We start from the raw sequence: 18162 nt of genomic DNA, 5'->3' as shown, positions 1-18162 counted from the left end.
AAACCGCAACATCATGCGAAAGATTTGCATTTGCTGTAAAGGGGCGGGCGCGCAATTCATGTAAATGCAGGTCACAGCCTGTAACCAGGCAGGCCGGCTCAGAACATCGAAACCTGGTTACGCTGAGCCTGCTTGAGGAAATTGGTCAGCTCACGGGCTGACAGCGGCTTGCTGTAGTGGTAGCCCTGGCCCTCGTGGCAGCCCTGGGCAATGATGTAGGTTTCCTGTTCGGCAGTTTCCACGCCTTCGGCGATCACCTGCATGCCCAGGCTCTTGCCCAGCTGGATGATGGCGCGAACGATGGTGGCGTCGTCATCGTCGTCGAGCAGGTCCTGGACAAAGCTCTTGTCGATCTTGATCTTGTCCAGCGGCAGCGACTTCAGGTAGCTGAGCGATGAATAGCCGGTGCCGAAGTCGTCGATGGCAATCAGCGCCCCGGAGCGGCGCAGGCTCAGCAGGTGCTGGGCGGCCGTGCTGATGTCTTCCATCAGGCCGGTCTCGGTCACTTCCAGCTCCAGGCTGCGTGGCGGCAGGCGGTAGGCCTGCAGCAGGTTGTTGACCACCCGCGGCAGTTCACTGTGGTGCAGCTGCACGGTGGACAGGTTGACCGCCATGCGCAGCTCGCTGAAGCCCTGGTCGTGCCATTCGCGCAGTTGCCGGCAGGCCTGGTCCAGTACCCATTCGCCGATGCTGATGATGCTGCCGTTCTGTTCGGCCAGCGGAATGAACTGGTCCGGCGGCACCATGCCCAGTTCGGGGTGCTGCCAGCGCAGCAGCGCCTCGACGCCGACCACGCGGTGGTCGCGGTAGCTGATCTGTGGTTGGTACACCAGGTACAACTGGTTGCGCGGCAGGGCTTCGCGCAGGTCCTTTTCCAGCTCGCGGCGGCGGCGCATCTCGCTGTCGACGCTGGCGATATAGAACTGGTAGCGGTTGCGCGAACGGGCCTTGGCCAGGGTCATGGTCTGTTCGGCTTTCTGCAGCAGCTTTTCGGTGCTGTCGCCGTCTTCGGGGAACAGGGTGATGCCGATGGTGGCGCGCAGGCGGATTTGCTGGTGGTGGTCGAGGTCGAATGGCACTTCCAGGTCGTCGAGAATGCTTTGCGCCAGTTCGGCCGCCTCGTAGGGCTGCTCGATATTGGCCTGCACCAGGGCAAACTGGTCACCGCCCAGCCGCGCCAAGGCGCCCAGGCGGCCGCTGTGGGCCCGCAGGCGGTCGGCCAGGGCCAGCAGCAGCTGGTCACCGACCTGGTAGCTGAACTGCTCGTTGATGCCTTTGAAGTCGTCCAGGCCCACGCACAACACCGCCACACGGTGTTGCAGGCGGCCGCCATCGACGAGAATCTTGTCCAGCTGCTGCTGCAGTTGCTGGCGGTTGGGCAGGCCGGTGAGGAAATCGTACTGGGCCATGCGCTGCAGGCTGTTTTCGGCTTCATGGCGCAGGTGGGTGTTGCGCTCGATCGATGCCAGCAGCTGGTTGGCGGTGTTGACCCAGAGGCCCAGTTCGTTCTTCTCGTGGCCCTTGAGCAGCGGTATCTGGTGCTGGCTGGGGCGGTCGGGGTTGATCTGGGTGAGGTGCTCGATGATCTTGGACAGCGGTTTGGTCAGCAGCCAGTGGTAGACCAGGTACAGCACCAGGCCCATGGCCAAGGCCCGCAGTACGCCGGAAATGAAGATGATCACCGCGTTGATCAGGAAGTCTTCGCCGTAGGACGAGGTGTCCAGGGTAATGCTCAGGTCGCCGTAGTATTCGCTGTAGGGGCCGCGGCCGACCAGTTGCGTGGTGTAGGTGCGTTCCTGGCCGAGGATCGGGTCGGTCAGCCAGCGCATGGACATGTCCTGCAGCGGGCGGGACTTTTCTGCCAGCATGGTTTCGTTGGGGTGGCCGATGGAGGCCATGCGGACCGATTCGTCCTGGAACAGGCCTTCCATCACCTGCATGCCCATTTCGCGGTCGAGGCTGTACACCGCCTGGGTGGAGGGGTCGCGGAACATATCAAGGATGCGCTGGGCATCGTTGTTCACGGCCTGGCGGGTCTTGTAAGTGTCGTAGACAATTTGCGCACAGCTGAGTACGACGCCAACCGCCAACGCCGACAGCAGCACGACCCTGAGCAACTTGACCGACAAGCTGTTCCGCAATTCCAGCTTCAATGGGGTTTCCTTAATCCATGCGCATGGCATCATTTTGCCATCAACGATGACGATACACTACCGGCCGATCATGAGCAGTGTATCGGTTGCCTGACCCCGCAACTTGAGTGCGCTGTGTCAATCTTCCAGAGGTTTGATGTTAGCGCGGTATGCGGGCTGAGCAAGCAAAACCGTGCCGCCCTTTTCGCGGGCACGTCCGCTGCCACAGGGATAGCATCAAATTCACCCGCAGCGCCGTATCTGTGGGAGCGGGCATGCCCGCGAAGAGGCCGGCACAGGCATAAAAAACCCGGCACATGGCCGGGTCTTTACGTTCAGGGCTGAAGGACTCAGGCCTTGAAGGTATTACCTTCGAACTGTTCGGCAACGAAGGCCCAGTTCACCAGGTTCCAGAACGCCTCGACGTACTTCGGACGCACGTTGCGGTAGTCGATGTAGTAGGCGTGTTCCCAGACGTCGCAGGTCAGCAGCGGGGTGTCGCCGCTGGTCAGCGGGCAGCCGGCGCCGATGGTGCTGGCCAGGGCCAGGGAACCGTCAGCTTTCTTCACCAGCCAGCCCCAGCCGGAACCGAAGGTGCCAACCGAAGTCTTGGTGAACTCTTCCTTGAACTTGTCGAAGGAACCGAAAGCGGCGTTGATGGCGTCAGCCAGGGCACCGGTCGGTTGACCACCGGCGTTAGGCGCCAGGCAGTTCCAGTAGAAGGAGTGGTTCCAGACCTGAGCGGCGTTGTTGAAGATGCCACCCGAAGAGGTCTTGACGATCTCTTCCAGGGTCTTGCCTTCGAATTCGGTGCCTGGGACCAGGTTGTTCAGGTTCACGACGTAGGTGTTGTGGTGCTTGTCGTGGTGATACTCCAGGGTTTCCTTGGAGATGTGCGGCTGCAGGGCATCGTGGGCGTACGGCAGCGGCGGCAATTCAAAAGCCATGGTGGATCTCCTGATTCAGGTCTAGTTCGCGGTTTGCGCAGGGCCGATCACGGGCGGCCCTATGAGCGTCGGCGAGTTTGTACTCTTTGCGACGCAAGAGGTCGATCATAGCACCAGCCCCGGCGCATAACCACGCAACAAACATAGGGAATAGAGGTTCCGCCGCGGTTGGCGGGTAGCGACCAGTGGTGGTCGTTTCCAGGCCAACCGATGTGTGCCGGGCCATGCAGGCCAGAGGTCAGTTGAAGATCAACTGCGCCGCCACCGCGAACATCATCACCGCCACCATCAGGTCGAGCATGCGCCAGGTCGCCGGCCGGGCCAGCCACGGTGCCAGCCAGGCCGCACCAATCGCCAGGGTCGAGAACCACAGCAGCGAGGCACTGGCCGCCCCGGCCACATAGGCGCCAGGCTCGGTCTGCTGGGCGCCCAGCGAGCCGATCAGCAGCACTGTATCGAGGTAAACATGCGGGTTCAGCAGCGTTACCGCCAGGGCACTGAGCAGTACGGCACGGCGCGAGCGCATGCCTTTGCCTTCCTGGTGCTGCAGGCTTTGTTTGGAAAAGGCACTGCGCAGGGCTTTGGCGCCGTACCAGATCAGGAACAACGCGCCGCCCCAGCGCGCAACGGCCAGCAAGGTCGGGTTTTGCGCCAGCACCGTGGCCAGGCCGAATACCCCGGCAGCCACCAGCAGAGCGTCACAGACAATGCACAGCGCCGCTACCGGCAGGTGATGCTCGCGGCGCAGGCTCTGGGCGAGGACGAAGGCATTCTGGGTGCCGATGGCCATGATCAGGCCGAAGGCCACCAGCATGCCGTTGAGATAGCTTTGCCACATGGCGTGCTCTCCATAAAGGAAACTAAAGATGCTGGCCATTGTGGTTGCAGGGGCTGTATAAGAAAAACAAATAAAGCTGATCAGGCATTAGGAAAATCGATGTTCGACTACAAGTTGCTCGCCGCCCTGGCGGCGGTGATCGAACAGGGCGGTTTCGAGCGCGCCGCGCAAGTGCTGGGCCTGTCGCAGTCGGCCATCTCCCAGCGCATCAAACTGCTCGAAGCGCGGGTCGGGCAACCGGTGCTGGTGCGTGCCACACCGCCCAGCCCGACCGAAGTCGGCCGCCAGTTGCTCAACCATGTGCAGCAGGTGCGCCTGCTTGAACGTGACTTGCAGCGCCAGGTGCCGGCGCTGGACGAAGAGGGCATGCCGGAGCGCCTGCGCATCGCCCTGAACGCCGATAGCCTGGCCACCTGGTGGGCCGGTGCAGTGGGCAACTTCTGTGCGCAGCAGAACGTGCTCACCGACCTGGTGGTTGAAGACCAGGAAGTGGGCCTGAAACGCATGCGCGCCGGCGAAGTGGCGGCCTGCCTGTGTGGCAGTGAACGGCCCGTAGCCGGGGCACGCAGCCTGCTACTGGGGGCCATGCGCTACCGGGCGTTGGCCAGCCCCGGCTTCATGGCGCGGCATTTCCCCCAGGGTTTTGTCGCCAGCCGCCTGGCCCGCACCCCGGCGATCGTGTACGGCCCGGATGATTTCCTGCAGCATCGCTACCTGGCATCACTGGGTATCGAGGACGGTTTCCTGCACCACCTGTGCCCGTCGTCCGAAGGCTTCCTGCGCATGACCGAGGCCGGGCTGGGCTGGGGGCTGGTGCCTGAATTGCAGGCTCGCGAGCAACTGGCCAGCGGGCAGTTGGTGGAAATCTGCAGCGATACCCCCATCGATGTGCCGCTGTACTGGCATCATTGGCGCAATGGCGGGCAATTGCTCGCGCAACTGACCGACCACCTGCGGCACACCGCACAGCAATGGCTGGTGCCCTTGTAGCCACGGCTGGCGTCAGTTGCATCTGAAATCTGGCAAGACGGAGTCTTACATGCGAATTCTGGTCACCGGCGCGAGTGGCTTCATTGGCGGGCGCTTTGCGCGCTTCGCCCTGGAGCAGGGCCTGGACGTGCGGGTCAGCGGCCGCCGCGCCGAAGGGGTCGAGCACCTGGTCAAGCGCGGCGCCCAGTTCATCCCTGGCGACCTGAGTGATCCCGAACTGGCCCGCCGCCTGTGCCAAGGCATGGAGGCTGTGGTGCACTGCGCCGGCGCAGTGGGCAATTGGGGGCGCTACCAGGACTTCTATCAAGGCAATGTGGTCGTCACCGAAAACGTGGTCGAGGGCTGCCTGAAGGAACATGTGCGGCGCCTGGTGCACCTGTCGTCGCCGTCGATCTACTTCAATGGCCGCTCGCGCCTGGACATCCGTGAAGACCAGGTGCCGCGCCGTTTTCACGACCACTATGGGCAGACCAAGCACCTGGCCGAGCAAAAAGTGTTCGGTGCCCAGGAGTTCGGCCTTGAAGTGCTGGCGCTGCGCCCGCGCTTCGTCACCGGTGCCGGCGACGCCAGCATCTTCCCGCGGCTGATGCAGATGCAGCGCAAAGGCCGCGTGGCGATCATCGGCAACGGCCTGAACAAAGTCGATTTCACCAGCGTGCACAACCTCAACGATGCACTGCTCAGCGCCTTGTTCGCCGACGACCGTGCGCTGGGCCAGGCCTACAACATCAGCAACGGCCAGCCGCTGCCGCTGTGGGACGTGGTCAACTACGTGATGCGCCAGATGCAGCTGCCGCAGGTTACCCGCTACCGTTCCTATGGCCTGGGCTACAGCCTGGCCGCGGTGAACGAGGCGGCCTGCATGCTGTGGCCGGGGCGCCCGCAACCCACCCTGTCGCGCTTGGGGATGCAGGTGATGAGCCGTGATTTCACCCTGGATATCAGCCGCGCCCGACAGTACCTGGACTACCAGCCCAAGGTCAGCCTGTGGACGGCGCTGGATGAATTCTGTGGCTGGTGGAAGCATTTGCCGCCGGGGCAGTGAAACCGTTGGCGTGACAATGGTCATCAACGCGCCGCGCTTGCGGTTTATACTCGTGCCTCTTTGCGACTACCGCGGTTGAATGTATCCATGCGTAACCATGCTCACGATGACTACGATGACGTGCCTACCTTGCGGGCGGGCACCGTTGATGATGACGAACTGATGCCGGCGCACGTGATGCGCAGCCGCCAGAAAGCCGCCCGTGGGGCCAGCACGGCGCCGCTGTGGGCCTTGCTTGTGGCCTCGTTCATCGCGTTGGCGGGTTTGGGCTGGTGGAGCTTCCAGCAGATCTCGCTGATGGAGCAGCAACTGGTAGCGACCCAGGAAAGTTTTGCCCGCATCAGTGAAGACGCGGCCGGGCGCCTGCAAGCGATCAGCGGCAAGGTGGCGGCCACCGAATCCGGTGCCTCGACCAACAGCGAGGCGCTTAAACTGCAGCTTCGCCAGTTGCAGAAAGGCGTGGCTGGCCAGACCGGTGACTTGGGCAAGCGCCTGGAGCAGGTGCTGGCCGATACCCGTGAACAGCAAAAGGCTGTGACCGAGCTGCAAACCCAGCTTCAGGCGCAACTGAAGCTGGTGAATGGCGAGCTGGCCGCGTTGCGATCGGGACAGGTTGATGGTGGCAAGCTGGACGCCCAGTTCAAGGGCCTGAACGAGCAGGTGGCCGCGCTGAAGGCCGCGCAGGTGGATGGCGGCAAGCTGGACGTGCAGCTCAAGAGCCTAGGCAGCGATGTGGCGGCGCTGAAAAAACAGGGTAACCCGAGCGCGGCTATCCAGAGCCTGGAGCAGGATATCCTGGTGCTGAAGAGCCAGATCGACAACCGCCCGGCTGCGGCAGCGTCCAGTGGGGCTTCGGTGCAGGAGTTCGATGCCTTCCGGGCGCAGATGACCCGTAACCTGAATACCCTGCAGAGCCAGGTTCAGAACCTGCAACAGCAGATCAATGCCCGGCCTTGAGATCACCTGAACCTTCTTCGCGGGCACGCCCGCTCCCACAGAATCTCCACAGCCCTCAGGCCTGGTGATATCCCTGTGGGAGCCACAGAATCTCCACAGCCTTCAGGCCTGGTGATATCCCTGTGGGAGCGGGCGTGCCCGCGAATGGCCGTTAATCACAACCGCGGATAATCGATATACCCCACCGGCCCCCTGCCATAGAAGGTCTCAGGCCGCGCCTCGTTCAATGGCGCATCCGCCGCCAGCCGCGCCGGCAAGTCGGGGTTGGCGATGAACGGCACGCCAAACGCCACCGCATCGGCCTTGCCACTGGCCAGGGCCGCATTGGCACTGGCTTTGTCAAACCGCTCGTTGACGATGTACGGGCCGCCGAAGGCTTCCTTGATCAGCGGGCCGATGCTGTCATCGGCTTCCCGCTCCCGCGAGCAGATAAAGGCAATGCCCCGCTTGCCCAGCTCACGAGCCACGTAGCTGAAGGTTTCGGCGCGGTCGGCATCACCCATGTCGTGAGCATCGGCACGCGGCGCCAGGTGCACGCCTACGCGATTCGCGCCCCACACTTCGATGGCCACATCGGTCACTTCCAGCAGCAGGCGTGCACGGTTTTCCAGCGAGCCGCCGTAGCGGTCGGTGCGCTGGTTGGTGCTGCTTTGCAGGAACTGGTCGAGCAGGTAGCCGTTGGCGCCGTGAATCTCTACACCATCGAAACCGGCAGCCTTGGCATTTTCGGCGCCGCTGCGGTAGGCCTCGACGATATCGATGATTTCTTCGGTTTCCAGCGCACGCGGGGTGGGGAAGTCACTCAGCGGGCGCACCAGGCTTACATGGCCCTTGGGCTGGATTGCGCTGGGGGCGACCGGCAGCTCGCCGTTCAGGTAGCTGGGGTGGGAAATGCGGCCAACGTGCCACAGCTGCAGGAAAATGCGCCCGCCGGCGGCATGCACGGCCTTGGTGACGTTGTTCCAGCCACGCACCTGCTCATCGTTCCAGATGCCGGGGGTATCCGGGTAGCCGACGCCCATGGCACTGACCGAAGTCGCCTCGCTGAGGATCAGCCCGGCGCTGGCGCGCTGCACGTAGTATTCGGCCATCAGCGCATTGGGCACGCGGCCTTCGTCGGCACGGCAGCGGGTGAGCGGGGCCATGATGATGCGGTTGGGCAGTTGCAGGTCGCCCAGGGTGATCGGATCGAAAAGCGTGGTCATAGCGGTTACCTGCCTTGTCAAAGTGCTTGGCGCAGTTGTTCGAGGAACGCCTCGATGGTGGCTTCGTTGCGTTTGAAGAAGTGCCATTGGCCAATCTTCTGGCTGCTGATCAGCCCGGCGCGCTGCAAGGTGGCCAGGTGGGCAGAGACGGTCGACTGCGAGAGGCCGCAGCGTTGGTCGATCTGCCCGGCACACACACCGTTTTCGGTGCTGTGGTACTGGTCGGGGAATTGCGTTGCCGGGTCTTTCAGCCAGCTGAGGATTTCTCGCCTGACCGGATGGGCCAGCGCTTTTATGATTTCGTCGAGATCGAGAGGCATGGGTTGAGGCTCGTTGTAGCGGTATATCGCGATAGGGCGAAATGTAAATCGCCCGTTCCCGATATACAAATACGAAGAGGTTCTGAGCTGAGCACGAATCGCTATATCGCGTTATAACGATATACAGGCGACCGGTGCTAGACTGCGCTCATGAACTACCTCGCACATTTGCATCTTGGCGGCCCGGCGCCGCAACAACTGCTTGGCAGCCTGTATGGCGATTTCGTCAAAGGCTCGCTGGAAGGGCGCTTCCCGCCGGCGCTGGAGGCGGCTATCCGGCTGCACCGGCATATCGACAGCTACACCGATCGGCACCCGTTGGTGCTGGCGGCACTGGCGCGCTTTCCGCGCGAGCGGCGGCGCTTTGCCGGCATTGTGCTGGATGTGTTCTTTGACCATTGCCTGGCGCGGCATTGGGGCAATTATGCCGAGCAGCCGCTGGCGCAGTTTACCGGCGCATTTTATCGGGTGCTGCTGGCGGAGCCCGAGCTGCCGGGGCGGCTGGCGCGGATTGCGCCGTTCATGGCGGCCGATGACTGGCTGGGGGCGTATGGCGATTTCGACACGCTGGAGCAGGTGTTCAACGGCATTGCCCGGCGCTTGTCGCGGCCTGAGGGCATGGCCGGGGTGATGGTGGAGCTGGAGCGGCTGTATGAGCCGCTGCTGGCGGATTTTCGCGAGTTCTATCCGCAGTTACAGGATTTTGCGGCGGCGCAGCGGATGGCTGGCAGTTAGTTTTGCATTGGCCTCTTCGCGGGCTTGCCCGCTCCCACAGGTACGGCGCAGTTCTCAAGATCAGCGCGCACCCTGTGGGAGCGGGCAAGCCCGCGAAGAGGCCAGTACTGACAGTGCAAAAACCTCAGGCAGCCCGCGCCTGTCGCCGTGGCGCAAACTCAACTTCGTCTTCCCCGAACAGCGCCAGGTGAATCGCCTGCTGCGCCTGCAACGCCAGCACCGCACGCTCCTTGCCCACGCTACCGATCGGTTGCAGCAGGTGAATGCACACCTCACCCCGCGGCTGGGCAAACAGGCGCATCAGGTGCGAGACCAGATCATCATCGCCAATGAACGGCGCAATCGGGTCGATCTGGCCATCACGCAAATACTGGATAGCCACCGGCTGCACCGCCACGCCGCGGTCGATGGCACCTGCCAGCAGGCGACCGTGGAAGGTGCGCAAGTTGCGACCGCAAGTAGTGGTCCCTTCAGGGAATATCAGCAGCGGCCGAGCCAGCCCCAGTTGCCCGGCGATCTGTTCGCGCAGGCGCTGGCTGTCACCCCCGCCACGGCGGATGAACAGCGTGCCGGCTTTTTCCGCCAGCCAACCTGCCACCGGCCAATGACGCACCTCGGCCTTGGACAGGAAAGACAGCGGCAGCAGCATGCCGAGCAGGGGGATATCGGTCCACGACACATGGTTGCTGACCCACAGCATCGGCCGCTGCGGCAGCTCGCCCACTACCCGCACGTCGAAGGGCAGGGCGGCGACCAGGCGTTTCATGAACAGACAGGTCCAGCGCTGGCGGCGTTCGATGGGGGCCTTGAAGCCCAGGCGTTCGCCGAGGGCGATAAGGCTGGCCATCGACATGCCCAGCAACAGCACCAGCAGTAATCGGGTCAGGCGGGCTACCACCCGCAGCTTCGGCATCAGACCGCCGCCTTGAAGTGGCGGGCGTAACGCGGGCACAGGTCGTCGCGCTTGAGCAGGATGAACACGTCGGCCACCTGGAAGTCCTCGTCCCAGCACGGCTCGCCGCAAATCTTTGCGCCCAGGCGCATGTAGGCCTTGAGCAGCGGTGGCATTTCGGCGATGACGTTGCCCGGCAAGGCCAGGCTTGGCAGCGGGTTCTTCGGCTCGGCACGCAGGTGCTCGTTGCACAGGTAGCGGTCACGCAGGCGCTGCATCACGGCATGGGCTTGTACGCCGCCGTCCTGCATGGGGATGCTGGCACAGCCCATCAGGTAGCTGTAGCGGCCCTCGTTGAGCACCTCGGCCAGTTCACCCCAGAGCACGGCGATGGTGCCGCCGTTGCGGTAGTCGGCGGCTACGCAGGTACGGCCCAGTTCGAGGATCGGGCCTTGCAGCTGCAACAGGCCGTGCAGGCGGAATTCTTCTTCGCTGTAGAAGCGGCCCAGGCTGCTGGCGGCCTGGTGGTCGAGCAAGCGGGTGGTGGCCACCAGCTCGCCGGTGCTCAGGTCGCGCACACCAATGTGGCGGCAGTGCACGTCGTAGTCGTCCATGTCCAGGCCGTGCTCGGCACCCTTGAGCTTGGCCTTGAATTCTGCGCTGAACACTTTGAAACGCAGGGCTTGGGCCTCTTGCAGCGCCGCGGCGCCAACCAGGCGTTCGGCTTGTAGACGGCGTTCAGTGCTGTTGTCGCCAGAATGAGCGATCCGAGTCATTACGAGTCTCCATAAGCCAGCCATGAAGGGTTGCGGCCGGTCGGCTTTGTTGTGCAAAGTCAGCCTAGGTAGGCGCGGTGTCACCCCTGTGAATCTTTGGTGATGCTTGCGTGACACCCCCCAAACCTTGACCAGAAAGCCCCAGCAAGGAGCCGTCCCATGGCCTGGTTGCAACGATTGAACGACCCGCTTCGCCACGCGTTGGCGGGCACTCTGGGCGAAACCTACGCCGCGCTGCTCGAGCGCCTCGGCCCGGTTGCCCCCTTCGAACTGGCAGCACTGGGCGGGCGCACGATGGCCACGCCGGGCCTGGCTTTCCTGGTGGGTTACCAGGCCGCCTTGCGCGTGCTGTGGCCCAGTGCACCGCCCAGCCTCGGCGCCCTGTGCGCCACCGAGCAGCGCAGCGTGCGGCCGGCGGACATGCACACGCGCCTGGACGGCTTGCGGCTGACCGGCAGCAAGGACTTCGTTACCGCCGGGCTGGAGGCGGAGTGGCTGCTTGTGGCGGCGCGCAGCGAAACGGCAGGCGCGGCGCCACAGTTGAGCCTGGCGGTGGTCTACCCCGGGGAGCCTGGCGTGACGCTGGAGCCATTGCCGACCCTGCCGCTGATGCCAGAGGTGGGCCATGGGCGCTTGCTGCTGGAGCAGGCGACGTGCGAGTTGCTGGCCGGTGACGGCTGGGATGCCTATGTGAAGCCGTTCCGCTCGCTGGAAGACTTGTATGTGCTCACGGCGCTGACGGCCTGGTTGTATGGCGTGGGGCAGGAAAGCGCCTGGCCAAAGGATTTACGCCTGCAACTGCTTGGGCTGCTGGCAGGGTGTGCCGAGGGCAGCCGGCAGTGTGCCGACAGCGTGGGTTGCCATTTGTTGCTGGGCGGGTTGTTTGCGCAGTTCCAGGCGTTGCGGGGGGCGATCGATGCGGCCTTGGCGGCAGGGCCGGTGCATTGGGCGCAAATCTGGCAGCGTGACCAAGGGGTGATGGCGTTGGCTGCGGCGGCGCGCGAGAAGCGGTTGAACAAGGCTTGGGTGGCTGCTGGATTGTCATGAACGCCTGATAGGGTTGTGTGAACGGACGAATCCCGGGGCCGCTTTGCGGCCCTTCGCGGGCTTGCCCGCTCCCACAGGTATGGCGCTGACCTCATCTAATGTACGGTCTCTGTGGGAGCGGGCGAGCCCGCGAAGGGCTGCAAGGCAGCCCCAAAAACGCGAGCCTGTACTGGAATGCTGAAAGGTCTGCTACTGGTGCTTTGCATGGCCATGGCCTCCGCCAAGGCGGAGGACTGGCCTGACCCTGACTGGCAGAACGACCGTGCCACCTTCGACTGGCAAGCCGTCGACGCCTACGCCTTCCCCCCTCGCACCGCCCCCGACCGCAGCGGCATCCGCACCGACGCGCTGTTGATCATCCGCGACGGCCGCATCCTCCACGAGCGCTACACCGCCCCCACTACAGCCGCCACCGCGCACCTGACCTGGTCGGTCAGCAAGAGCGTACTCGCCACGCTGATGGGCGTGGCCCAAGGTGAAGGGCGCTTCCAGCTGCAAGATCCTGTCACCCGTTTCTACCCCGCCATGCGCGGCCATCCCGGCATACGCATGGCCGATCTGCTGCACTGGGCCAGTGGCCTGGACTGGCAGGAAGACTACGAATACGCCCCGCTCAAGTCCTCGGTGGTGACCATGCTGTATACCCGTGGCCGCGAAGACATGGCGGCCTATACAGCGGCGCGGGGGGCGTCGGCCAGCCCCGGTCAGCGATTCCTCTACTCCAGTGGCGACAGCAACCTGCTGGCCGCCGCGCTGCGCGGCATGCTCGATGCCGGGCAATACCTCGATTACCCCTGGCATGCGCTGTTCACCCCGTTGGGTATCGACAGCGCGGTGTGGGAGCGTGACCGGGCGGGCACCTACGTGGGCTCTTCCTACCTGTATCTCAGCGCCCGTGACCTGGCGCGTATCGGCTTGCTCATGCAGCGCGACGGCCGTTGGCAAGGCCGGCAACTGCTGCCCAAGGCCTGGGTGGCCTTCAACCGCACAGCGTTTGCCCATACAGAAGCTGTGCCCGGTGAGGCCAACCCTGGCGGCCACTGGTGGCTCAACCAGCCGCTGGCCGGTGTCGAGCGGCCTTGGCCAAATGCGCCCGAAGACACTTACGCCGCCCTTGGCCATTGGGGCCAGGCGCTGTACTTACTGCCCGCGCAAAAGCTGGTGGTCGTGCGCTATGCCGATGACCGCGACGGCAGTTACCAGCACGACGAACTGCTCAAGCGGGTACTGGCCGCATTGGCCCGGGAGGGCACATGAAGCGGGTCTTGTTGCTGGTGCTGCTGGGTCTGTTGTTCTGGGCCTGGCAGGAGCGTCAGGCCCTGGGGGATTTCCCCGGCATCCTCTCGGCCTACTCGGCCAAGGAGTATTGCTCGTGCCGCTTTGTCATGGGCTTCGAGCAGGCCTACTGCCAAGGTTACGTGAAGCAATGGCTGCCGCTGAGCCTGCTGGAGGAAAACAGCCCGCAGCGGCTGGTCACCGCCGAGGGGCTTGGGCGGCGCAACCAGGCTGCCTGGCAGGGCCAGCGCGAGGGCTGCCGCTTGCTGCCATGAAGGCGGGCGGGTAAGGTTGGCGGCCTGGCTTCACGAGATCTGTCATGTTCAAACTGCCCCGTCTGCTGCCCGCCTTGTTGCTGGCTTTTTGTCTGCCCGCCCACGCCAATTGGCACCTCGATGGCGAATCGTCGCGCCTGTCGTTCATTACCGGCAAGAACGGTGACACCGCCGAAGTGCACCGCTTTCTGGTGCTGCATGGCACGGTCGACCGCAAAGGCGTGGCGGGGCTGAGCATCGAAATGGACTCTGTCAGCAGCGGCATCCCGCTGCGTGACGAGCAAATGCGCGAAAACCTGTTCGAGGTCAGTCGCTTCGCCGAGGCCACGGTAAAGGCGCAGATCGATCTGCGGCCGATCAATGACCTGGCCGATGGTGCACAGCTCGAGTTGCGCCTGCCGCTGACGGTCACGTTGCATGGCCAGTCGCACAGCTACAACGCCCTGCTGCTGGCCACTCGCCTGGATGCGCGGCGCTTCCAGGTTGTGACCTTGGAACCGCTGCTGCTGCGCGCCGAGGATTTCGGTTTGCTGCCGGGGCTGGAAAGCCTGCGCAAGTTTGCCGGGCTCAAGTCCATCAACCCGTCGGTGCCGGTTAACGCGGTACTGATTTTCACCGCCCGCTGACATGCCGGGGCCGGTCTTCCCCTGGCGGGATGGCAACCAGTTCGAACTGCTGATCGACGGCCCCGAGTTCTTTCCGCGCATGCTGGCGGCAATCGAGCGTGCCGAGTTTCAGGTCGACCTGGAGCTGTACCTGGTCGAGGCCGGCGCCTGTGCCGAGGCGGTGGTCGAAGCGCTGGAGCAGGCCGCCCAGCGTGGCGTGCGGGTGCGTTGCCTGTTCGATGACTATGGCTCGCTGGCCTTCAACAGCGCCCTGCGCCAGCGCCTGGTAGAGGCCGGTGTGTACCTGCGCTGGTACAACCGCCTGCGCTGGAAGCGTGGCCTGCGCAACCTGTACCGCGACCACCGCAAGCTGCTGCTGGTGGACGAACGCTGGGCGGTGGTGGGCGGCACGGGCGTTACCGACGAGTTCTGGAAGCCAGGCGACGCGACCAGCGAATGGCATGAGGTAATGGTGCAAATTGAGGGGCCGGTGGTAACCGACTGGCAGTTGCTGTTCGACCGCCAGTGGTCCGCCAACAACCGCCGCACCGCCTGGCGCCCTGCCGAAGGCTTCGGTTTGCCGCGCCTGCCCAAGGTGCCTGCCCATGGGCAGGGCATGGGCCGGGTGGCCTATGCCGACGCCCGCCAGCACCAGGACATCCTGCATTCGCTGGTGCGGGCGCTGAACAGTGGCAAGCAACGGGTATGGCTGGCTACGCCGTACTTTCTGCCGACCTGGAGCGTGCGCCGTTCGTTGCGCCGTGCCGCCAGCAAGGGGCTTGATGTGCGCCTGTTGCTGACCGGCCCACGCACCGACCACCCGTCGGTCCGCTATGCAGGGCACCGCTATTACCCACGCCTGCTGCGCGCCGGGGTGCGGATTTTTGAATACCAACCGTGCTTCCTGCACCTGAAAATGGCCGTGGTAGACGACTGGGTCAGCGTCGGGTCGTGCAACTTCGACCACTGGAACCTGCGCTTCAACCTTGAGGCCAACATCGAGGCGCTCGACCCGCCGTTGACGGCGGCGGTGGTGGCCAGCTTCGAGCGCGACTTTGCCTTGAGCGAGGAAGTCGACCTCGACCACTGGCATGCCCGCCCCCTGTGGCGCAGGGTGAAGCAGCGGGTCTGGGGCTGGATCGACCGACTGGTGGTCAACGTGCTCGACCGCCGTGACTGACAGCGGCTATCGTGCATTGATTGTTCACGGTTAACCGAAGGAGTGGGTGCGATGACGGCGAAGAAGATTCTTATGCTGGTGGGCGACTACGTCGAGGATTACGAGGCTATGGTGCCTTTCCAGGCCTTGAGCATGGTGGGCCACACGGTGCATGCGGTGTGCCCGGAGAAATTGGCGGGGCAGACCGTGCGCACTGCCATCCATGATTTTGAGGGTGAGCAGACGTACAGCGAAAAGCCGGGGCACAACTTTGCCCTGAATTACGACTTCGTGCGGGTGCGGCCCGAGAGTTACGACGCGCTGCTGATCCCGGGTGGCCGTGCCCCGGAGTACCTGCGCCTGGATGAGAAAGTGCTGGAGCTGGTGCGGGCGTTCGACCAGGCTGGCAAGCCGATTGCGGCGGTGTGCCATGGTGCCCAGCTGCTGGCAGCGGCGGGTGTGCTGGAGGGGCGCGAATGCAGCGCGTACCCGGCGTGTGCCCCGGAGGTGCGTTTGGCGGGCGGTAAGTTCATCGATATCGCAGTGGACCAGGCGCACGTGGATGGCAACCTCGTGACCGCACCGGCGTGGCCAGCGCACCCGGCGTGGCTGGCGGCCTTCCTGAAAGTGCTGGGCACTCGTATCGCCTGATCGGGCCTCTTCGCGGGCACGCCCGCTCCCACAGGATTATCACTGACCCCGAGAGCAGTGGGGTTCCTGTGGGAACAAGGATTACCACTGACTCGGAGAACAGTGGGGTCCCTGTGGGAGCGGGCGTGCCCGCGAAGAGGCCGGTACAGGCAATGCAGCTCTGTCAGGCTTAGGCCACCTGCTCAACCCAGTCATTGAGGTTGTAGTAGTTGGTCACCCGGGCAATCTTGCCGCAGTGGATATAGAAAAACGCCCCCGCCGACAGCACATACGTCTGCCCGTTGGCTGCCGGCAACCCTTCGTCATCGGCCAGGTATTCGCCATGCACGGTGAACTCCGCCGCCGCGCGGCTGCCATCGGCGTTCTGCATCACCACGATATCGGCCAGGCGTTCGCGGTAGCAGCGGTTCATCTTGTCCATGAACGCGGCAAACCGGGCCTTGCCCATCTGCCGCTCGCCCTGGTTGATGTCGTGGATCACGTCCTCGCTGAGCAGGGCGAGAAAGCCCGGCATGTCACCGGCGTTGAACGCCGCATAGTAAGCATTTACCAGTTCGGTAGCGGTCATGGAACAATACCTGTCGTGTAGGGAAAAGGCGGGTCGTTGCCTCGGATGATAGGGTTTCCCCTCAAGCCCGGCTTAGCCGAGCGCGTCATCCACATCGACAAAACGACCGCCAAGCATGGAAATACGCCTGTTGCACGGCGCCGCTATCGCGCCATACATCGATGATCTCGCTCGCCTGCGCCTTAGCGTGTTCCGCGAGTTTCCCTACCTTTACGACGGTACCCCGGAGTACGAGGCTGACTACCTGGGCGCCTATGCCCGCTCCGGGCGAAGCCTGGTGGTGCTGGCGCTGGACGACGGCAAGGTGGTGGGCGCTTCCACTGGCCTGCCGCTGGTGGATGTCGCCCCCGAGTTCCAGCAGCCGTTCCTGGCCCAGGGCCGCGACCCGGCCAGCGTGTATTACTTCGGTGAGTCGCTGGTGTTGCCGGAATACCGCGGCCAGGGCCTGGGCGTGCGCTTCTTCATCGAGCGTGAGTCCTACGCGCACAAACTGGCCGAGTTCGATTACTGCGCGTTCTGCGCGGTGGAGCGGCCAGGTGTGCACCCGCGACGGCCAGCAGACTACAAGCCTTTGCACGGTTTCTGGCGCAACCGCGGCTTCCTGCATGACCCGTCATTGCGTACCACCTACGCCTGGCGCGACCTGGATGAACAGGAAAGCTCCGACAAGCTGATGTCGTTCTGGCTGAAGGAACTGCCGATATGATCCGCCTGGCGGCCTGCCAGTACGCCATCGAACTGCATGAAACCTGGGACGCCTACGCCGACCACCTGCAGGGCCTGTGCGCCGAGGCCGTGGAGGCGGGTGCACGCTTGCTGCTGCTGCCGGAATACGCCGGGCTGGTATTGAGCGGCCAACTGAGTGTCGAGCAGCGGGGTGACCTGAAGGCTTCGATTGCCGGCATCCAGCCGTTGATAGAACCCTGGAAGGCACTGTGCGAGAGCCTTGCCCGGCGCTGGGGGATCTACCTGCAACCCGGCAGCGTGCCGGTGCTGGACAGCGATGGGCGGTACCGCAACCGTGCCTGGCTGTTCGGCCCCAAGGGTGTGCTGGGCTACCAGGACAAGCTGATGATGACCCGGTTTGAGCGAGAGCAGTGGGACATCGCGGCAGGCCAGGGGCTACAGCTGTTCGACACCGAGTTGGGGCGCCTGGGCATCCTGATCTGTTATGACAATGAATTCCCCATGCTGGCCAGGGGCCTGGCCGAGGCGGGTGCCGACCTGATCCTGGCGCCCAGCTGTACCGATACCGAGGCGGGTTACCACCGGGTACGCATCGGCGCCCAGGCGCGGGCTTTGGAGAACCAGCTTGCCGTGTTGCAGAGCCCAACGGTGGGGCTTGCGCCATGGTCGCCGGCGCTGGACGAAAATATCGGGCGGGCAGGGTTGTTCGTTCCGCCGGATCACGGGATGCCGGGGGATGGGGTGGTGGCGTTGAGCGAGGCGCTGAGCCCGGTGTGCAGCCAGTGGCTGGTGTGTGAGGTGGACCTGGAGGAAGTGCGGCGGGTGAGGCGGGAAGGGCAGGTGTTTACCCGCAGGGACTGGCCGGAGCAGTTTGACAGGATCTTGTGAAAACAGTGGCGGCCTCTTCGCGGGTGAACCCGCTTGTGTCTTGGAGAGGGAATAGAATCTGAAGTGAGAGCGGTGAATGGCAAGCTGATAACCCGAGGTGCCCAGAGCACGTGTGGGAGCAAAAGCTGCCATTCACCGTTCCACTTTGGCGAGAGCCCGAACAGTTGGAT

The 18162-nt window shown here is 63.9% G+C and carries 20 protein-coding genes; 12 read left to right on the top strand and 8 right to left on the bottom strand.

Annotated elements, in window-relative coordinates; genetic code table 11:
• Window positions 1–98: 98 nt before the first annotated feature.
• From AK81_RS23985 to AK81_RS23975, 3 genes are all read right to left on the bottom strand, one after another.
• Entirely contained in the window at window positions 99–2153 is a 2055-nt protein-coding gene (locus tag AK81_RS23985) for a putative bifunctional diguanylate cyclase/phosphodiesterase (protein WP_043203196.1), read from the bottom strand.
• A gap of 329 nt (window positions 2154–2482) precedes the next feature.
• Window positions 2483–3079 (bottom strand): superoxide dismutase, encoded by a 597-nt coding sequence (locus AK81_RS23980; protein WP_043203194.1) that lies wholly within the window; start codon window positions 3077–3079, stop codon window positions 2483–2485.
• A 238-nt stretch (window positions 3080–3317) separates the two neighbouring features.
• The gene (locus tag AK81_RS23975) at window positions 3318–3917 is read right to left on the bottom strand and encodes a LysE/ArgO family amino acid transporter (RefSeq protein ID WP_043203192.1); all 600 of its coding nucleotides are present in this window, start codon (window positions 3915–3917) and stop codon (window positions 3318–3320) included.
• Window positions 3918–4016: 99 nt separating this feature from the next.
• Here AK81_RS23975 and AK81_RS23970 point away from each other — a divergent pair, with 99 nt between their 5' ends.
• From AK81_RS23970 to AK81_RS23960, 3 genes are all read left to right on the top strand, one after another.
• A complete protein-coding gene (locus AK81_RS23970; protein ID WP_016498086.1) occupies window positions 4017–4907 on the top strand; it encodes a LysR family transcriptional regulator ArgP in 891 nt (296 codons plus the stop codon).
• A gap of 49 nt (window positions 4908–4956) precedes the next feature.
• The gene (locus AK81_RS23965) at window positions 4957–5952 is read left to right on the top strand and encodes an NAD-dependent epimerase/dehydratase family protein (protein WP_043203190.1); all 996 of its coding nucleotides are present in this window, start codon (window positions 4957–4959) and stop codon (window positions 5950–5952) included.
• Window positions 5953–6039: 87 nt separating this feature from the next.
• Window positions 6040–6909: a hypothetical protein gene (locus AK81_RS23960; RefSeq protein ID WP_043203188.1), complete on the top strand. Its 870-nt coding sequence runs from the start codon at window positions 6040–6042 to the stop codon at window positions 6907–6909.
• A gap of 155 nt (window positions 6910–7064) precedes the next feature.
• On the opposite strand, the gene AK81_RS23955 is transcribed toward AK81_RS23960, so the two are convergent.
• Both AK81_RS23955 and AK81_RS23950 read right to left on the bottom strand, forming a co-directional pair.
• Complete coding sequence (locus tag AK81_RS23955) at window positions 7065–8114, bottom strand: alkene reductase (protein WP_043203187.1); 1050 nt, start codon at window positions 8112–8114, stop codon at window positions 7065–7067.
• Between the two features lie 17 nt (window positions 8115–8131).
• A complete protein-coding gene (locus AK81_RS23950; RefSeq protein WP_016498090.1) occupies window positions 8132–8434 on the bottom strand; it encodes an ArsR/SmtB family transcription factor in 303 nt (100 codons plus the stop codon).
• A gap of 150 nt (window positions 8435–8584) precedes the next feature.
• On the opposite strand from AK81_RS23950, the gene AK81_RS23945 reads away from it, so the two are divergent.
• Entirely contained in the window at window positions 8585–9169 is a 585-nt protein-coding gene (locus tag AK81_RS23945) for an ACP phosphodiesterase (protein ID WP_043203185.1), read from the top strand.
• Between the two features lie 124 nt (window positions 9170–9293).
• On the opposite strand, the gene AK81_RS23940 is transcribed toward AK81_RS23945, so the two are convergent.
• Together AK81_RS23940 and olsB are read right to left on the bottom strand one after the other, a co-directional pair.
• Window positions 9294–10082: a lysophospholipid acyltransferase family protein gene (locus tag AK81_RS23940; RefSeq protein WP_043203183.1), complete on the bottom strand. Its 789-nt coding sequence runs from the start codon at window positions 10080–10082 to the stop codon at window positions 9294–9296.
• Window positions 10082–10837 (bottom strand): L-ornithine N(alpha)-acyltransferase, encoded by a 756-nt coding sequence (olsB, locus tag AK81_RS23935; protein WP_043203180.1) that lies wholly within the window; start codon window positions 10835–10837, stop codon window positions 10082–10084. The genes AK81_RS23940 and olsB overlap by 1 nt, the downstream gene beginning before the upstream one ends.
• 159 nt (window positions 10838–10996) lie before the next feature.
• Between olsB and AK81_RS23930 the strand changes: the two genes are divergently transcribed.
• The 6 genes from AK81_RS23930 (at window position 10997) to AK81_RS23905 (ending at window position 15849) form a co-directional block, all read left to right on the top strand.
• Window positions 10997–11884 (top strand): acyl-CoA dehydrogenase, encoded by an 888-nt coding sequence (locus AK81_RS23930; RefSeq protein WP_043203177.1) that lies wholly within the window; start codon window positions 10997–10999, stop codon window positions 11882–11884.
• A gap of 174 nt (window positions 11885–12058) precedes the next feature.
• Entirely contained in the window at window positions 12059–13141 is a 1083-nt protein-coding gene (locus AK81_RS23925; protein ID WP_043203174.1) for a serine hydrolase domain-containing protein, read from the top strand.
• A complete protein-coding gene (locus AK81_RS23920; protein WP_043203172.1) occupies window positions 13138–13434 on the top strand; it encodes a hypothetical protein in 297 nt (98 codons plus the stop codon). Before AK81_RS23925 ends, AK81_RS23920 begins: the two co-directional genes overlap by 4 nt.
• A 44-nt stretch (window positions 13435–13478) precedes the next feature.
• The gene (locus tag AK81_RS23915) at window positions 13479–14060 is read left to right on the top strand and encodes a YceI family protein (RefSeq protein WP_043203170.1); all 582 of its coding nucleotides are present in this window, start codon (window positions 13479–13481) and stop codon (window positions 14058–14060) included.
• A 1-nt stretch (window position 14061) separates the two neighbouring features.
• Window positions 14062–15219, top strand: a complete 1158-nt coding sequence (locus AK81_RS23910; RefSeq protein ID WP_043203168.1) for a phospholipase D-like domain-containing protein — start codon at window positions 14062–14064, stop codon at window positions 15217–15219.
• 51 nt (window positions 15220–15270) lie between these two features.
• Window positions 15271–15849, top strand: a complete 579-nt coding sequence (locus tag AK81_RS23905) for a DJ-1/PfpI family protein (RefSeq protein ID WP_043203165.1) — start codon at window positions 15271–15273, stop codon at window positions 15847–15849.
• Window positions 15850–16018: 169 nt separating this feature from the next.
• Here the strand turns inward: AK81_RS23905 and AK81_RS23900 are convergent, their stop codons facing one another.
• A complete protein-coding gene (locus AK81_RS23900) occupies window positions 16019–16417 on the bottom strand; it encodes a nuclear transport factor 2 family protein (RefSeq protein WP_043203162.1) in 399 nt (132 codons plus the stop codon).
• A 115-nt stretch (window positions 16418–16532) separates the two neighbouring features.
• On the opposite strand from AK81_RS23900, the gene AK81_RS23895 reads away from it, so the two are divergent.
• Both AK81_RS23895 and AK81_RS23890 read left to right on the top strand, forming a co-directional pair.
• The gene (locus tag AK81_RS23895) at window positions 16533–17123 is read left to right on the top strand and encodes a GNAT family N-acetyltransferase (RefSeq protein WP_043203161.1); all 591 of its coding nucleotides are present in this window, start codon (window positions 16533–16535) and stop codon (window positions 17121–17123) included.
• The gene (locus tag AK81_RS23890; RefSeq protein WP_043203159.1) at window positions 17120–17992 is read left to right on the top strand and encodes a carbon-nitrogen hydrolase family protein; all 873 of its coding nucleotides are present in this window, start codon (window positions 17120–17122) and stop codon (window positions 17990–17992) included. The genes AK81_RS23895 and AK81_RS23890 overlap by 4 nt, the downstream gene beginning before the upstream one ends.
• Window positions 17993–18162 lie beyond the last annotated feature (170 nt).

It is taken from the genome of Pseudomonas putida W15Oct28 (assembly GCF_000708715.2).
Taxonomy (GTDB): Bacteria; Pseudomonadota; Gammaproteobacteria; order Pseudomonadales; family Pseudomonadaceae; genus Aquipseudomonas; species Aquipseudomonas putida_R.
Note: the sequence above shows the minus strand (reverse complement) of the source record. Positions and strands in the feature narration are given on the sequence as shown.

Coding starts and splice junctions, on each gene's coding strand:
- AK81_RS23960 (WP_043203188.1), top strand. CDS start 6,040: ATGCGTAACCATGCTCACGATGACTACGATGACGTGCCTACCTTGCGG.
- AK81_RS23905 (WP_043203165.1), top strand. CDS start 15,271: ATGACGGCGAAGAAGATTCTTATGCTGGTGGGCGACTACGTCGAGGAT.
- AK81_RS23955 (WP_043203187.1), bottom strand. CDS start 8,114: ATGACCACGCTTTTCGATCCGATCACCCTGGGCGACCTGCAACTGCCC.
- AK81_RS23930 (WP_043203177.1), top strand. CDS start 10,997: ATGGCCTGGTTGCAACGATTGAACGACCCGCTTCGCCACGCGTTGGCG.
- AK81_RS23940 (WP_043203183.1), bottom strand. CDS start 10,082: ATGCCGAAGCTGCGGGTGGTAGCCCGCCTGACCCGATTACTGCTGGTG.
- olsB (WP_043203180.1), bottom strand. CDS start 10,837: ATGACTCGGATCGCTCATTCTGGCGACAACAGCACTGAACGCCGTCTA.
- AK81_RS23915 (WP_043203170.1), top strand. CDS start 13,479: ATGTTCAAACTGCCCCGTCTGCTGCCCGCCTTGTTGCTGGCTTTTTGT.
- AK81_RS23910 (WP_043203168.1), top strand. CDS start 14,062: ATGCCGGGGCCGGTCTTCCCCTGGCGGGATGGCAACCAGTTCGAACTG.
- AK81_RS23920 (WP_043203172.1), top strand. CDS start 13,138: ATGAAGCGGGTCTTGTTGCTGGTGCTGCTGGGTCTGTTGTTCTGGGCC.
- AK81_RS23925 (WP_043203174.1), top strand. CDS start 12,059: ATGCTGAAAGGTCTGCTACTGGTGCTTTGCATGGCCATGGCCTCCGCC.
- AK81_RS23890 (WP_043203159.1), top strand. CDS start 17,120: ATGATCCGCCTGGCGGCCTGCCAGTACGCCATCGAACTGCATGAAACC.
- AK81_RS23965 (WP_043203190.1), top strand. CDS start 4,957: ATGCGAATTCTGGTCACCGGCGCGAGTGGCTTCATTGGCGGGCGCTTT.
- AK81_RS23895 (WP_043203161.1), top strand. CDS start 16,533: ATGGAAATACGCCTGTTGCACGGCGCCGCTATCGCGCCATACATCGAT.
- AK81_RS23970 (WP_016498086.1), top strand. CDS start 4,017: ATGTTCGACTACAAGTTGCTCGCCGCCCTGGCGGCGGTGATCGAACAG.
- AK81_RS23975 (WP_043203192.1), bottom strand. CDS start 3,917: ATGTGGCAAAGCTATCTCAACGGCATGCTGGTGGCCTTCGGCCTGATC.
- AK81_RS23945 (WP_043203185.1), top strand. CDS start 8,585: ATGAACTACCTCGCACATTTGCATCTTGGCGGCCCGGCGCCGCAACAA.
- AK81_RS23900 (WP_043203162.1), bottom strand. CDS start 16,417: ATGACCGCTACCGAACTGGTAAATGCTTACTATGCGGCGTTCAACGCC.
- AK81_RS23980 (WP_043203194.1), bottom strand. CDS start 3,079: ATGGCTTTTGAATTGCCGCCGCTGCCGTACGCCCACGATGCCCTGCAG.
- AK81_RS23950 (WP_016498090.1), bottom strand. CDS start 8,434: ATGCCTCTCGATCTCGACGAAATCATAAAAGCGCTGGCCCATCCGGTC.